The sequence below is a fragment of the Labrys sp. ALF-8 genome (genome assembly GCF_059699065.1).
Genome location: NZ_AP048537.1, coordinates 3,023,862 through 3,037,627, shown reverse-complemented (window position 1 = coordinate 3,037,627; position 13,766 = coordinate 3,023,862). Strand labels below are relative to the sequence as shown.

Below are 13,766 nucleotides of genomic sequence, written 5' to 3'. Positions count from 1 at the left end.
TTTCGTTATATTCTGTTGAATAGGGCGCATCGGCTGCAATCGCAATCATGATGCGGCATCCGCAGCGCCCATCCCCCGACCACGGAGCCAGAATATGTCCGGCCAGCCCACCGTCAGCCTCAAGCTCACATTCGCCGTCGATGCCAGACTCGGCCCTGGCAAGATGGATCTTCTGGAGGCCGTGGCGCGTACAGGTTCAATCTCCGCGGCGGGACGCGCGCTCGGGATGTCCTATCGGCGCGCCTGGGTGCTGCTCGATTCCGTCAACACGATGTTCGGCGAGGCCGCCATCGAGACCTCGGCCGGCGGCGCCAATGGCGGCGGGGCCCGGCTGACCAGCTTCGGCCAGAGGCTGCTGGCGGCCTATCGCTCGGTTGAGGTCGAGACGGCGCGGCTGGCGGAACGGGCCTTCGAGGGCGTCCTGCCCGCGACGGCGGAGAAGGCCCGGGCGTGACGGCAGGGCGCAGGCTCTGCTACCGAACGCGATCGTACCGCTGCCACAACGGCCCGAGGAAGGCCTCGTAGTTGCGCCAGCGTCCGATCGACGTTTCATAGAGCGGTCTGTGGACCCGGCTGTCGGTATGTACCTGCCGGTGGCTCCTGTGAAATTCCACGCAGTCGGGATGCCATTCGAGTTCGCAATGCGCCAGGATCCTTCGAACCTGCGCCGGCAGGTCCTCGACCAGATCCTCGTAGCGAAGGTCCAGCATCACACCACCGGGGAGGACCCGGCGCCAATGGGCCATCAGACGCTCGTAGCCACGATAGTACCGTCCGAGCTCCGCGAGATCATAGGCGTAGGGCTGGTTTCCGTTCGAGAACAGGCGAAAGAAACAGGACAGGCAGGTGTCCAGGGGATCCCGATAGATGTGAATGATGCGGGCGCCCGGGAATGCCGCCTGGATGAGGCCGAGGTGCCGGAAATTGATCGGCAGTTTGTCGACCGGGCGTTGCCCGCCTGGTGCCATCGACCGCATGTTGCCGAGATATCGGGCGCCGATGGTCTCCAGATCGCGTTGCGACAGTGACGCCAGTTGCTCCGGATTCCCCGACAGGCCGGGCAGGCCATCGAAGCCGTCGATCGCCTTGTCGAGGAAACCGACTTCCCCCGCCGCGAAGATCCGCGGATGGCTCGAGAGGATCTGTTCAACGAGGCTGGATCCCGATCTCGGCATGCCGACGATGAAGATCGGCGCATCGGCCCCGGAAGGCGGTAGGGAGGGGCGCCGGTGCGTCACTTCCTCGCCAAAGGCGGCCGCCGTCCTCTCGAAAAGCTCCAAAGCAGCCGTTTCGTCGTAGCGGAGCGTCTTTCTCTTGAGGGCATTGCCGGCCGCAAGATGCCGGAACGAGCGTTCATACCGCTCGTAGTCCTCATAGGCCTTGGCCAGTCCGAAATGCAGGCTCGTCCTGTCGCTGGTAACGGGATGCGGTGTGTCCTCCAACATCTCTTCCATGACGCGCAGGCGTTCCGGATCGACCGCCCGGTACCCGCACTCCGCCAGTGCGTGGTAGAACGCCCCCCTCTCCGGAGCCAGCTTCAGCGCCGTTTCATAGGCGTGCCGGGCCGGAGCGAATTGGCCGAACTGTTCGAATATCCGGCCCATGTTGAAATGCGGATCGGCAAAGTCGGGTTTGGCCGTCATCGCCCTGGCGAGATCGTCCAGGGCCTCCGCGGATCTTCCCAGATGGCCGAGGAGCATGCCCCGATTATTGAGCGCCTCGTGATTGCCCGGCTCCAACGCCAGGATTCTCGCGAGCACCTCCAGGGCCTCGGCTTCGCGTCCCGACAAAACCAGCAACTGGGCCGTCCCCAGTAGAATTGCGGTGTTGGATGGATCAAGTTCCAGGGCGGATGAGGCACAGCGCAGCGCATCATCCGGTCGGTTCCATAGATAATAAATAGATGACAATAGATGAAGGCAACCCAAGTGATCAGGATGCCTCTTCAAAATCATCCGACAGATATCGGCCGCTCTCTTGAGATGCTCTTGGTTATATAAATCAACGGCCTTACTGAATAGCCCAGTCTCGTCCATCATATTTTGTATTCTGAAAAATACAAAACTAGGACTGCATTATTTCCGCTATGTTTCCGTATGGATAAGGAGTTATACTAAATCTTGTCATTTTCGATAAGATTGGCAGGAAACGATCTCGTGGCACCGCTCCGCCCCCGGGATGCGGAAAGTGAGAGGCGCACAGGTCTCGTGCACCACTCACGTTTCGACAGAAGCCGTGCGAACCTACCTTATCGCCGTCGCGCCGCCCGGAAGCACTTCCAATCTCCAGAACTTCTCGGGCTTGAAGTAGGTCGCCGCGATGGCGCGGACGTCCTGCGCCGTCACCTTCTCGTAGCCCGTCAAGTTCTGGCGGATGAGATCGAGCCGCCGGGCATCTGTCTGCACGCCGCGCAGGTTCCGCAGCCAGTACTCGTTGCCTTCCTGCTGGTGCTTTACCGTCTCGATCATCGGTTCCTTGGCACGGGCCAGTTCGTCCGCCGAAACATCGTTCGCGGCAAGATCGGCAGCGATCTTGTCGACCAGTGCATAGAACCGATCCACCTTGGCCGGCGTCGTCTCGACATAGGCATAGGCGTAGCCATACCCTGGAATGGATTTCGACAGGGAAACGTCTCCTTGCGGGCTGTAGGTCGCGCCCTCCGCGATGCGGAACTGGTCGATCAGCCGATTCTGGAAGATCTGGCCGGCGAGATCGGCGGAGAAGGCACGCGGCAAGTCGGAAAGCATATCCCCGACGGGCACCGCCATCACGGCGGCTGCGTTGTCGAGGCGGCCGGTGTGGCTGCGCAACACGGGCTGTGCGGTCGGTATGGGGAACTGTGCGCTGTCCGTCGCGGGCGCATCGTCCGCCCGGGGCGGCAGCGCACCGAAAGTCTGCGCGACGAGACCTATGGCCGCATCGGCCGTGACATCGCCCGCGATGGTCACCTCGATCGCCCCCTTGGTGATCGGGTCGTGGAACAGCGCCTCGAAGTCTGCGGGCTTGGCGGCCAGAAGCTGGTCGCGATCAGGGAACGTCCAGCGCGGGTCGCCGGCATGGACGAGACCGAGGAAATCCCGGCTGACGACCGCACCGGGCGTGGCCGAATATTGATCGAGGTTGTTCAGATAGGCCTGCTGGAGTCGCGCGAACACTTCCGGACGATAGGCAGGATCCGAACCGTAGGCGGTGAAGATCTGCAACTGCGTCGCAAGGTCCTCCGGACGCGTGCGGCCTTCGAACTTGAACGAACCGTCATCGAGCGAGAAGTCGATGCTGGCGACATTGGCGGCCAGCGCCTTCTGCATGTCCTCATAGTCGATGGCCTTCACGCCCGAAAGTTCCACGCCCTGCGCCGTCCATGTCGGGAGCGGGCGATCCTTCGGCAGATCGAGCCGGCCATGACCGATATCGACCCGCACCAGCACCTCGTTGGCCCGCAGCTTCGTCGGCTTGACGTTGAGGCGCACGCCATTGGCAAAGCGTACCAGCGTCAGGCCCAGATCGCCTACGTCGCGGCGCTCCACCACCGTGCCGGCATCGCCGAAATGCGTGTAGGGCCAAACGGCCGCCATGGTCTTGGCTGGTGCCGTCACCGGCACGGCCTGCGAGGCGGCATAGGCTTTCGCCACCGCATCCGCGCCGCCCTGCGGGGCCTGGGCCGTCTGCAGCACCAGGCGAGGTCCATTGCCCGAGAAAACGGTATTGTGCAGGGCCTGGTTTACCTCGTCCGCGGTGAGACCCTTCACCATGCGTTCGAACAAGGCGAGATCATCGGCGGGAGAGGTGAAGACCTTGTCGTCGTCGACGCTTTGAGCCAGCGTGTTGGCGATATCGGTGCTGGTACGCGTAGCCGCACCGCCGGCCGCGGCCTGGAGCAGCGAGCGGTATTCCAGGATCTCGCGATCGAGTTCGGACTGCTCTACCCCGAACTGGGCGATCCGGCGCTGCTCCTGATCGATGGCCGCGAGCGCGGCCTGCCATTTGTCCGGCTCGCTGTCGGCGGCGACGAGCGCGATTCGAGCAGAATCGTAGAGGTCCTGCGAGGCGACTTCGGCGCTGATGAAGGGCGCGTTGGCCCGCCGGGCCATGGCGCTGACCCTGCGCTTCAACACCGAAAGGCCGAGATCCTCGACCATTTCCGCTCGCCGCTTTGCAAAGGTGTCGGGTGAGCCGTCATAGGGCCGCGTCCAGGCGATCTGGATGCGCGTGGAGGCCCCCGGAACGGTGACGATATCGGCACCGAGGCCCTGCTGCTTGAGCTTGCCGAGATCGGGCTCCGGCCGCGCTGGGCCTGCCGGCTTCCAATCCTCGAAGCGCCGGCGGATTTCGGTCTCGATCGCATCGGGATCGACGTCGCCGACCACGATCAGCGTCGCACGATCGGGGCGATAGTTGGCACGGTAATAGTCACGCACCAGATCGACGGGCGCGTTGGAGATGATGTCCGTTTTTCCGATCGGCGGGCGCGACGGTACCCGCTGGCCGGCCAGCAGCACGTTGATGAGGCCGATCATGCCGCGATACTGCGGCGTGTCGCGCAGGCGCTCCTCGGAAAGGATGACGCCGCGCTCGCGATCGAAGGCGCCGGCGTCGAGCTTCAATTCGCTCGCGGTCTCACGCATCAGCATCAGGCCGGTCGACACCGTGTCGGCATCGACCTCGGGAAGGTCGAGGGCATAGACCGTTTCGTCATAGGACGTGTGCGCATTGGTATCCGGGCCGAAGGCGAGACCCTTGCGCTGGAGAATGCGCACCATCTCGCCCTCGGGGACGTGGGTCGAGCCCTTGAAGGCCATGTGTTCGAGGAAATGCGCGAGGCCCTGCTGGGTGTCGTCCTCCTCCAGCGAACCGGAACCGATGCGGAAGCGGATCGCCGCCTGTCCCGAAGGCGTCGCATTGCGCATGACGGCGAAGCGCATCCCGTTGGCGAGGGTGCCGAAGCGGATGCCGGACTCGGCCTGGAGATCGCTGGCAGCCTGGGGCCATGGCGAGACCGGCGCTTCGGCACGGGCGGGAAGCGCGGTTCCGGCGAGCACGGCGACGAGCGCCGTGGCCGCGAACAGACGGGACAGGGCGGAGAAGCGGGGGGAAAGGCGGGACAAGCGGATCTCGAATGCGACAATGGGAAACGGGCGGCAACGAAGCGGCTGACCGCCGTTCATCGCATCATCGCGCTTGCATGACAAATCCGCCCGCAATTGGGCCGACCGTCATGTTTATGCGGCAGATTGCCAAAAATTATACTGAGGCCGGCCGTGGACCGGTGCCCCGCTTGGCATCGAGCGAAATGAGTTGGCTCGGCTCCTTCTGCGGCGACTTGCGGTTGCCGAGATTCGAGCGGATGAAATCCGCAATGCGCGGAGCAATCTCGGCCCGGAAGCGCGAGCCGTTGAACACGCCGTAATGTCCGACGCCCGGCTGCGTGTAGTGGGCCTTCTTGTCGTGAGGCAGGTTCACGCAAAGGGCATGTGCGGCCTGGGTCTGGCCGTGCCCGGTAATGTCGTCGTTCTCGCCTTCGACGGTGAAGAGCGCGACATTGCGGATGGCGCCGGGGTCCACCGGCTTGCCGCGATGCGTCATCTCTCCCTTGGCGAGGGCATATTTGATGAACACCGTATCGACCGTCTGCAGGTAGAACTCCGCGGTCAGATCCATCACCGACAGATATTCGTCATAGAATTCACGATGCTTCTGGGCGCTGTCGCCGTCGCCACGCACGAGATCGAAATAGAGCGTCTTGTGCGCGTCGAAATGACGGCTGAGATTCATCGTCATGAAGCCGGTCAGCTGGAGGAAGCCCGGGTAGACGTCACGCATGAAGCCCGGATTGGGGAACGGAACCTTGGTGATGACGTTGCCCTTGAACCAATCGAGCCCCTTGTCGACGGCGACGTCATTGACCTTGGTCGGCGACAGGCGCGTGTCGATCGGGCCGCCCATGAGGGTCATGGTTAGCGGCGTATAGGGATCGTTCTTCTCCTCCATGAGCGACACGGCCGCCATCACGGGAACCGAGGGTTGGCAGACGCCGATCACATGGGTGTCCGGGCCGAGCGCGTGCAGCATCGAGATGACGTAATCGATGTAGTCGTCGAGATCGAAGCGGCCTTCAGAGAGCGGTACCAGGCGGGCATCGACCCAATCGGTGATGTAGACCTCGTGGTTGGGAAGGAAGGCCTCAACGGTCCCGCGCAGCAGCGTGGCGTAGTGGCCAGACATCGGCGCCACGATGAGAAGCTTCGGATCGGGGCGGCGATTGCCGCGGATGGAGCGGGAAAAGTGAATGAGATTGCAGAAGGGTCTCTGCCAGACGATGTCCTCGTGTACCGGGACGCGCTCGCCGCCGACCAGCACGTCCTCGATGCCGAAGGCAGGCTTGCCGTAGCGCCGCGTCACGCGCTCGAACACCTCGCAGGCCGCGGCGATCGACTTGCCGAACGGGGTGCTGGAAAGGGGGTTGCCCGGATTCTCGAAGAAGGCTCGCGTTGCGTCGGAAAATGCACGGCTTGGACCGATGGCGGCATGGGTCGCCTCGTAAAGGGCGTAAACCGGCGTCGAAACGACGCCCATGCCAAACATGTTTCGAAATTCTTCAAACATCGCACCACCACGAGACGGGATTTCCACCCAAAAGCTCAGACGCATATGTTCGACAAGTTGGCGCAGCCAACGGTGCGCCGCAAGGTGCCTGTCACTCATTTGTCATAGCAGCATTATTGCGCCGCAACAAACTCTCGTGATGTTTGCGTGTGCAGAAACAGCGACTCGCGATAGCTGTGCCGGCAAAATTGCCTAAGCTGGCGCCATCGTACCCAGGGAGACAGAGATGCCCGATCAACCCGCCCTCGGCCTTGCCTCACGAGAAGGCAAGCCGGATCTCTCCGATTTCGCCGGCACGCTCGACGAGATGGCGGATCTGCCGATCAGCCATGTCGAGATCCCCGCCTACGCCTACGATCTCGTGCTTGCCGGCAAGCCTCTCGCCGGGCGCGTTGCCGAATTCGAACGGCTCTGCCGCGACAGGCCGTTCGGCTACACCGTGCACGGCCCGCTTTCGATCAACTTCATGGGCCCCCCGGCTCAACTCCCCCGTTTCCTCGATACCACCAAGGCCTTCGTGGAGATCTGCGCGCGCATCGGTGCTCCGCACCTGGTCATTCACGTCGGCATGATGTTGCCGGACGAGCGCCATGATGCCGAGAACGCGGCTGGGCGCCAGCGCGACTACCTGCGCCGCGCGGGAGATTTCGCGGCCCGCCACGACGTCACGCTCTGCGTCGAGAACCTGTTCGACTTCGGCCCCTATGCCGCGACGCCGACCATCGCCCGCCTTGCCGAGGAACTGGCGCTGATCGACCATCCCCGGGTGCGGGCGACTTTCGATTTCAGCCACGGGCTGATCCACGCCACCCAATACGGCTACGACTTTCTGGAGGAAGCCAAGGCGCTGGCGCCTTTCGCAGTGCACCTGCATCTCCACGATTCCTTCGGCGAGCCGGATCTGCCCTGGGTCTATGCCAGCGCCGAGGCCAACGCCTTCGGCTTCGGCGATCTGCACTTGCCGCAGGGTTGGGGAAGCGTGCCATGGGACGCTCTCGCCGCCGAATGCGAATTCCCGGCCGACCTGATCGCCATCCACGAACTCAACATGCGCTTCTGGCGCGACCGGCATGACGCACTGGGCTATGCGAGCGGATTCCTCGGCCGGTTGAAGCCGAGGGACTGAGACATATCGCATATTGCAGGCGCCGTGCCTCGTGCGAAGGCCGGCGCTCCCCCCGGGAGCGCCGCGGCTGCCGCATCCTGTCGCAATCGGCATGGTCCCTGTCGTGCCAGGCCACGTTCGGACACGGCCCTGCCCTAACATCGCGCCTATCGGCAACGCTCCTCGAGTTGCCTGGGAGGAAGCCCCGTGAATACCGACGTCATCATTTCCTGTGCCATCACCGGAGCCGGCGATACCGTCGGTAAGCATCCCGCCATCCCGGTTACGCCCAAGCAGATCGCCGATTCCGCCATAGAGGCGGCCAAGGCCGGCGCTGCCATCGCCCATCTGCATGTGCGCGATCCCGAGACCGGCAAGGCCGCCCGCAAGCTCGAACACTACCGCGAGGCGGTTGAGCGCATTCGCGATTCGGGCGTCGACGTCATTATCAACCTCACTGCGGGCATGGGCGGCGACTTCTTCTTCGATCCCGCCAATCCGCGGACCGGGGGCCCCGGAACCGACATCGCCAATGCGGCCGAGCGCGTCGCGCACGTCGAGGAACTGCGCCCCGAGATCTGCACTCTCGATTGCGGCTCGCTTAATTTCGGCGACGGCCTCTTCATGGCCACCGGCGACCTCCTGCGTGAAATGGCCCAGCGCATCCAGGCCGCCGGCGTTAAGCCTGAGATCGAATGCTTCGAGCTCGGCCATATCTGGCTGGCCAAGGACCTCATCAAGCGCGGCCTGATCGATTCCCCGCCGATGTTCCAGCTCTGCCTCGGCATTCCCTGGGGCGCGGAGGCGACCACCGAGACCATGGTGGCCATGCGCAATCACCTGCCGGCCGACGCCAACTGGGCCGCCTTCGCCATCGGCCGCATGCAGATGCCCTTCGTGGCGCAGGCCATGCTGCTTGGGGGCAATGTGCGCGTCGGCCTCGAAGACAATATCTGGCTTGACCGCGGCGTGCATGCCAGCAACGAATCGCTGACCATGCGGGCCAGGGAGATCATCGAGCGTCTCGGCGGCCGCGCCCTCACGCCCGACGAAGCTCGCGAAAAGCTTGGTTTGAAGAAGCAGAAATAAAAGAGTTCCGGGGAGGTACGGGCATCTCACTCGTTCCTCCCTTGGTGCATTACCGTTCAAGAACGGGCAGGATGCCCGCGCCCCGGAGCGTCTCCATGGCCCGCGTAACCACGCCCAATGAAGGCAAGCCCTTTGCCGGCTGGGATCGGGACAAGCCGATCCCGGCGCCGCTCGCCTTGCACCGAACGCCCGTGATTGAGGCGTGGACCGACTATAACGACCATATGACCGAGAGCGCCTTCCTCCTGGTCTTCGGCGACTCGTCCGACTGTTTCTTTCGCTATATCGGCATCGACGAGGCCTATCGCGCAGCCGGCCAGTCGATCTACACCATGGAAACGCGCATCCATAACCGGCGCGAGGCCCATATCGGCGATTCCCTGGCATTGACGCTGCAACTCATCGACCACGACGCCAAGCGCCTGCACATCTTCCACACCATGACCGACGAGGCGACGGGCGAGGTGCTGGCCACTGCCGAACAGGTCCTTGTCCACGTCGACATGGGGGCCGGGCGCTCCTCCTCCTTCCCGCCGGAGATCGCGGAACGGATCGAGGCGATCGCCAGGGCGCATGCCGCGTTGCCCATGCCGCCTACGGTAGGCGTGCCGCTGGGACTGAAGAGGAAGTAGCTTCCTCCGTGCCGCATCATTAGAGCACGAGCAACTCCTCGAAATGCTCCATGTCGTTGAAACTGCAGAAGGCCGGCGGCTGCAGTTCCAGCACCGGGGCCTCCCGCTGCAGCAGCGCGAGGCCTTCGCCCAGCACCTCCTGCCAGGCCTCCAGGTGTTCCTCGGCAAGCCACTCCACCGGATAGGAGAGTGTGATGTGGAAGCGGTAGGTGTCGTGGTCGGGGTGCCGGTAGCCGAACGCGTCCGACAGCGAGTCCCGCCATGCCTTCAGCAACGCCCTGTCCTCGGGCGACGCGCCCTCGATCGTCACCTGGGTAGGAACCACGTCCACGGCCTTGACCCTGAAGGGCGCGGGACGGGAAAACTGCGCGAGCCGCTCGCGATAGAGGCGGGTCATGGCATTGATGGAAGTGCTCGAAAGCTGGTCCTGCGGCCAATAGGGCCAATGACGGCGATATTCGATGATGCCCTGGAACAGGGTCATGTGCAGGCTGGAGACCGGCGTGAAGGCGAGCCTGTCCGCATCCGGCATCGCCATGAGGCGGTCGCGCAGGGCCACCAGGGCGCGCTGGGTGGGCGTATCGGGCACCACATGGCTGATCACCGTATTGCCGGGCTCGGTCAGGAACCGGCCCTGCCGGTCGTAGCGCGTGCCGAAATGACGCGGGCTCTTCCGATTGGCACTGGCCGCAAATTGCCGAAGGGAGGATTTGATTGCCGGGGAATGCATTGCAGACTCGCCTCGAGGGCTGGGAGGACTGCCAACCTACGCATGCCCCGTGACAATCCCATGGAAGCCGCACCACAACGACAAAAGCCGGGCATGAGCCCGGCTTCAAATCACGTGGTGATGCGAAATCTCAAGACTTCGGCAGGTCGATCGGCTTGTCGCTCTGCGAGTTGAGATAGAGCAGCACGTCGGCGCGATCCTGCGGCTTCGGAAGGCCGGCGAATGTCATCTTCGTGCCCTTGATGAAAGCCTGCGGGCCCTTGATGAAGTGGTAGAAATCATCGGCCGACCAAGTCTCGCCCTTGTCGTGCAGCGCCTTGACGGCGTCCGAATAGGCGAAGTCCGACTTATGGCCCTTCGGGCCGCCGATCACGCCGAACAGGTTGGGGCCGACGCCGTTCTTGCCGCTCTTGTCGTCGGTATGGCAGGCGGCGCACTTCTTGAAGATGGCGGCGCCGCGTTCGGCCGAGGCCTTGGCGACCAGTTCGGCCAGCGGCGGATCCTGGGCCGCGGCCGGGGCGTTGGCGGCGACGGGAGTCGCATCGGGAAGCTCGAAGCCCGGCTTCTCGGCCTTCTCCGGCTTGAAGATTTCCTCGGCGACGATGCCGAGACCCAAGGAGAGCATAAGCGTGCCGAGGACCGCGCCGGCAATCTTGTTCAGTTCAAACGACGACGACGAGCTCATCCCCGGCTCCAGCTACATTACGACCTTGGCTTGCGGGCGCGAACCCTGCCAATCTTCTTGCCATCAACTCAAACGCCGGCGGCCCCTGTGTCAACGGCAAACCCCTAGGTTCTGTCGTCTATCCGGTTTGACCCGTAGTTTGCAACTCGTATAAATCGCGCGCACTTGCTACTTTTCGCCGCCCCGCTACAAGGGACGGTCCCTTCCGACCAGGATCGCCGTGTCCCATCCCCTCATTCTCATTCCTTCGCGCCTGGCTTCGACGCGCCTGCCCAACAAGCCGCTCGCCCCCATCGCGGGCGAAGCCATGATCGTCCACGTCTGGCGTCGCGCATGCGAATCGCGCCTGGGGCGGGTTGCCGTCGCCACCGACACGGCCGAGATCGCCGATGTCGTGCGGGCCGCGGGCGGCGAGGCGGTCATGACCCGCGCGGACCATCCTTCCGGTTCCGACCGCATCCACGAGGCAATGACGACCCTCGACCCGGAGGGACGTCACGACATCATCATCAACGTGCAGGGTGACCTGCCGACGATCGAGCCGGCCTCGATCCGCGCCGTGTTCGGCCCGCTCGCCAACAAGGCTGTGGATATCGCGACGCTCACCAGCGTGATCGCGCGCGAGGAGGAGAAGACCAACCCGGCCATCGTGAAGGTGGTGGGAACACCGATCGAACCCGGCCTCCTGCGGGCGCTCTACTTCACCCGCGCCACCGCACCCTGGGGCGAGGGGCCGCTTTATCATCATATCGGCCTCTATGCCTATCGCCGGGCTGCGCTTGAACGCTTCGTGAGCCTGCCGCCGTCGACGCTCGAGCAGCGCGAGCGGTTGGAGCAGCTTCGTGCCCTCGAGGCCGGCATGCGTATCGATGCCGCAGTGGTGGAGGGCGTGCCGCTGGGCGTGGATACGCAGGAAGAGCTCGACCGCGCCCGCAAGATCCTGGAAAGCCGTATCGTATGACCGCATCTCAGCTGAAAGTCTCGTTCCAGGGGGAACCGGGCGCAAACTCGCATATCGCCTGCGTCAACGTCTATCCGGACGCAGAGCCGCTGCCCTGCCCCACCTTCGAGGACGCCTTCAACGCCGTATCCTCCGGCGAGGCCGATCTCGCCATGATCCCGATCGAGAATTCGGTCGCCGGGCGGGTGGCCGACATCCACTACCTGCTGCCGACATCAGACCTGCACATCGTGGGCGAGTATTTCCTGCCCATCCACCACCAACTCATGGCCCTGCCCGGCGCGAGCCTTTCGACCATCCGCACCGTGCATAGCCACCCACAGGCGCTCGGCCAGTGCCGCAACAACATGCGCAGGCTCGGCCTCAGGCCGGTGACGGAGAGCGACACCGCCGGCGCCGCCCGCTTGGTCCGGGACTGGCAGGATCCCACCCGGGCCGCCCTCGCCTCGCCGCTGGCGGCTCAGATCTACGGCCTCGAAATCCTGCAGCCCGACGTCGAGGACGAGCCGTACAACACAACCCGCTTCGTCATCCTCTCCAAGGAGCCTGAATGGGTGCCCGTGGGCCAGGGACCGACGGTCACTTCGCTGATCTTCACGGTGCGCAACCTGCCGGCCGCCCTCTACAAGGCGATGGGCGGCTTCGCCACCAACGGCATCAACATGACGAAGCTGGAAAGCTACATGGTGGGCGGCCATTTCTCGGCGACGCAGTTCTATGCCGAGGTCGACGGCCATCCCGAGGAGAAGAACCTGAAGCGCGCCCTGGAAGAGCTGGGCTTCTTCTCCACCAAGATGCGCATCTTCGGCGTATTCCCGGCAAGCCCCGACCGGGACGACCACCAGCCGCCGGGCGAGTGAGGCCGCGCCGGGAGGTGCCTGCGCGCCTGCGGGACGCTAGAGCGTTTTGTGTTTTGACGGAATCGGCAAAACGCAAAGACGCGTCGAAAAACAAAGAGTTAGAGAAAAGCGGCGTTTCTACCTAGACGCGCTTTGCTCTAGGCCACCACGGAGCCTCCCTTTTCGGCGAATTCCTTGAGCAGGTGATGGGCGATCGCCACAGGCTTGGGAGCGTTGAAGCCATCCGGATGGCATTCGGCCAGCATCTGGATCACCTCGGCCTGCGTGAACCAGCGGGCATCCTCCAGCTCCTTCTTGTCGATGCTGATCTCGGTGCCGATTGCCCGGGCGAAGCATCCGATCATCAGGGACGACGGAAAGGGCCAGGGCTGGGAGGCGAAATAGCTGACGAAGGAACAGGAGATTCCCGCCTCCTCCCGGATCTCCCTCCGCACAGCGTCCTCCACGGTTTCCCCGGGCTCCAGGAAGCCGGCAAGAGCCGAATACATCTTGGGAGCGAAGCGATTCTGCCGGCCCATCAGGCAACGATCGCCATCGACGGCCAGCATGATCACCACGGGGTCGACGCGCGGGAAGTGCTGGGCCTTGCAATTGGGACAGTCACGCCGCCAGCCCGCGCAGCCGGCCTGGGATTCATGGCCGCAATTGGCGCAGAAGCGATGCCGGGTGTGCCAGTCGAGCGTTTCCTTGGCAGTGCCGAGCTCACCCACGATATCCGGCGAGACCAGGCCTCGCGTGGCGATCGATCGCAGGTCCACTGCCTCGATATCCTCGCGGCCCGCGATCGCCTCCAGCAGGTCCCGCTCGAAGCCCCGGGCAAAGACCGGCGTATCGTCATGATCGAGTCCGAGGAATATGGTTTGCCAGCTATCCGCCAGCGCTTCGATATCGGCCCGTGTAAAGAAGGCGCCGTAGGTCTCTCCTTCCTTCGCCAGGATCGGCATGTTGCCGGCCACGGCAATGAAGCGCGCCGCACGATGATTGAGCTGCTCGGCCACATAGGCCGGATCCTCGCGAAGACCGGAAACGCGGTCGAGCGGGTTAAAGGAGAAACCGATCGCGGCCGACCGGTCGAAGAGGGAATGCAATGTCATGAGTTCA

The 13,766-nt window shown here is 63.8% G+C and carries 12 protein-coding genes; 6 read left to right on the top strand and 6 right to left on the bottom strand.

The window, feature by feature from the left end; genetic code table 11:
- Positions 1-94 precede the first annotated feature (94 nt).
- Positions 95-454: a winged helix-turn-helix domain-containing protein gene (locus tag AC6H34_RS14005; RefSeq protein WP_497539183.1), complete on the top strand. Its 360-nt coding sequence runs from the start codon at positions 95-97 to the stop codon at positions 452-454.
- Positions 455-473: 19 nt separating this feature from the next.
- Here AC6H34_RS14005 and AC6H34_RS14000 read toward each other — a convergent pair whose 3' ends face one another.
- The 3 genes from AC6H34_RS14000 to AC6H34_RS13990 all read right to left on the bottom strand — a co-directional run bounded on the left by AC6H34_RS14000 (position 474) and on the right by AC6H34_RS13990 (position 6,582).
- On the bottom strand, positions 474-1,955 hold the full coding sequence (locus tag AC6H34_RS14000; protein WP_497539182.1) for a tetratricopeptide repeat-containing sulfotransferase family protein: 1,482 nt from the start codon (positions 1,953-1,955) through the stop codon (positions 474-476).
- Positions 1,956-2,243: 288 nt separating this feature from the next.
- Positions 2,244-5,165 (bottom strand): M16 family metallopeptidase, encoded by a 2,922-nt coding sequence (locus AC6H34_RS13995; protein ID WP_497539181.1) that lies wholly within the window; start codon positions 5,163-5,165, stop codon positions 2,244-2,246.
- Positions 5,166-5,241: 76 nt separating this feature from the next.
- Positions 5,242-6,582, bottom strand: coding sequence for a polyhydroxyalkanoate depolymerase (locus AC6H34_RS13990; protein WP_448149387.1), 1,341 nt, complete (start codon positions 6,580-6,582; stop codon positions 5,242-5,244).
- Between the two features lie 247 nt (positions 6,583-6,829).
- Here AC6H34_RS13990 and AC6H34_RS13985 point away from each other — a divergent pair, with 247 nt between their 5' ends.
- The 3 genes from AC6H34_RS13985 (at position 6,830) to AC6H34_RS13975 (ending at position 9,429) form a co-directional block, all read left to right on the top strand.
- Positions 6,830-7,729, top strand: coding sequence for a sugar phosphate isomerase/epimerase family protein (locus tag AC6H34_RS13985; protein ID WP_497539180.1), 900 nt, complete (start codon positions 6,830-6,832; stop codon positions 7,727-7,729).
- A gap of 186 nt (positions 7,730-7,915) precedes the next feature.
- On the top strand, positions 7,916-8,797 hold the full coding sequence (locus AC6H34_RS13980) for a beta-keto acid cleavage family enzyme (protein ID WP_448149389.1): 882 nt from the start codon (positions 7,916-7,918) through the stop codon (positions 8,795-8,797).
- A gap of 95 nt (positions 8,798-8,892) precedes the next feature.
- Positions 8,893-9,429, top strand: a complete 537-nt coding sequence (locus AC6H34_RS13975) for a thioesterase family protein (RefSeq protein WP_497539179.1) — start codon at positions 8,893-8,895, stop codon at positions 9,427-9,429.
- A gap of 19 nt (positions 9,430-9,448) precedes the next feature.
- On the opposite strand, the gene AC6H34_RS13970 is transcribed toward AC6H34_RS13975, so the two are convergent.
- Positions 9,449-10,159, bottom strand: coding sequence for a DUF1868 domain-containing protein (locus AC6H34_RS13970; RefSeq protein ID WP_497539178.1), 711 nt, complete (start codon positions 10,157-10,159; stop codon positions 9,449-9,451).
- Positions 10,160-10,289: 130 nt separating this feature from the next.
- Positions 10,290-10,844 carry a c-type cytochrome gene (locus AC6H34_RS13965; RefSeq protein WP_448149392.1) on the bottom strand — a complete coding sequence of 185 codons (555 nt, stop codon included), beginning with the start codon at positions 10,842-10,844 and terminating at the stop codon, positions 10,290-10,292.
- A 220-nt stretch (positions 10,845-11,064) separates the two neighbouring features.
- On the opposite strand from AC6H34_RS13965, the gene AC6H34_RS13960 reads away from it, so the two are divergent.
- Both AC6H34_RS13960 and AC6H34_RS13955 read left to right on the top strand, forming a co-directional pair.
- Entirely contained in the window at positions 11,065-11,805 is a 741-nt protein-coding gene (locus AC6H34_RS13960; protein ID WP_448149393.1) for a 3-deoxy-manno-octulosonate cytidylyltransferase, read from the top strand.
- Positions 11,802-12,665 (top strand): prephenate dehydratase, encoded by an 864-nt coding sequence (locus AC6H34_RS13955; RefSeq protein WP_448149394.1) that lies wholly within the window; start codon positions 11,802-11,804, stop codon positions 12,663-12,665. Before AC6H34_RS13960 ends, AC6H34_RS13955 begins: the two co-directional genes overlap by 4 nt.
- Before the next feature lie 137 nt (positions 12,666-12,802).
- Here the strand turns inward: AC6H34_RS13955 and nudC are convergent, their stop codons facing one another.
- On the bottom strand, positions 12,803-13,759 hold the full coding sequence (nudC, locus tag AC6H34_RS13950) for an NAD(+) diphosphatase (RefSeq protein ID WP_497539177.1): 957 nt from the start codon (positions 13,757-13,759) through the stop codon (positions 12,803-12,805).
- Between the last annotated feature and the right edge of the window lie 7 nt (positions 13,760-13,766).

What these genes read in the sequence shown, in the direction of transcription:
- AC6H34_RS14005 (WP_497539183.1), top strand. Translation starts at nt 95, where the DNA reads ATGTCCGGCCAGCCCACCGTCAGCCTCAAGCTCACATTCGCCGTCGAT.
- AC6H34_RS14000 (WP_497539182.1), bottom strand. Translation starts at nt 1,955, where the DNA reads ATGATTTTGAAGAGGCATCCTGATCACTTGGGTTGCCTTCATCTATTG.
- AC6H34_RS13995 (WP_497539181.1), bottom strand. Translation starts at nt 5,165, where the DNA reads ATGAACGGCGGTCAGCCGCTTCGTTGCCGCCCGTTTCCCATTGTCGCA.
- AC6H34_RS13990 (WP_448149387.1), bottom strand. Translation starts at nt 6,582, where the DNA reads ATGTTTGGCATGGGCGTCGTTTCGACGCCGGTTTACGCCCTTTACGAG.
- AC6H34_RS13985 (WP_497539180.1), top strand. Translation starts at nt 6,830, where the DNA reads ATGCCCGATCAACCCGCCCTCGGCCTTGCCTCACGAGAAGGCAAGCCG.
- AC6H34_RS13975 (WP_497539179.1), top strand. Translation starts at nt 8,893, where the DNA reads ATGGCCCGCGTAACCACGCCCAATGAAGGCAAGCCCTTTGCCGGCTGG.
- AC6H34_RS13970 (WP_497539178.1), bottom strand. Translation starts at nt 10,159, where the DNA reads ATGCATTCCCCGGCAATCAAATCCTCCCTTCGGCAATTTGCGGCCAGT.
- AC6H34_RS13965 (WP_448149392.1), bottom strand. Translation starts at nt 10,844, where the DNA reads ATGAGCTCGTCGTCGTCGTTTGAACTGAACAAGATTGCCGGCGCGGTC.
- AC6H34_RS13955 (WP_448149394.1), top strand. Translation starts at nt 11,802, where the DNA reads ATGACCGCATCTCAGCTGAAAGTCTCGTTCCAGGGGGAACCGGGCGCA.
- nudC (WP_497539177.1), bottom strand. Translation starts at nt 13,759, where the DNA reads ATGACATTGCATTCCCTCTTCGACCGGTCGGCCGCGATCGGTTTCTCC.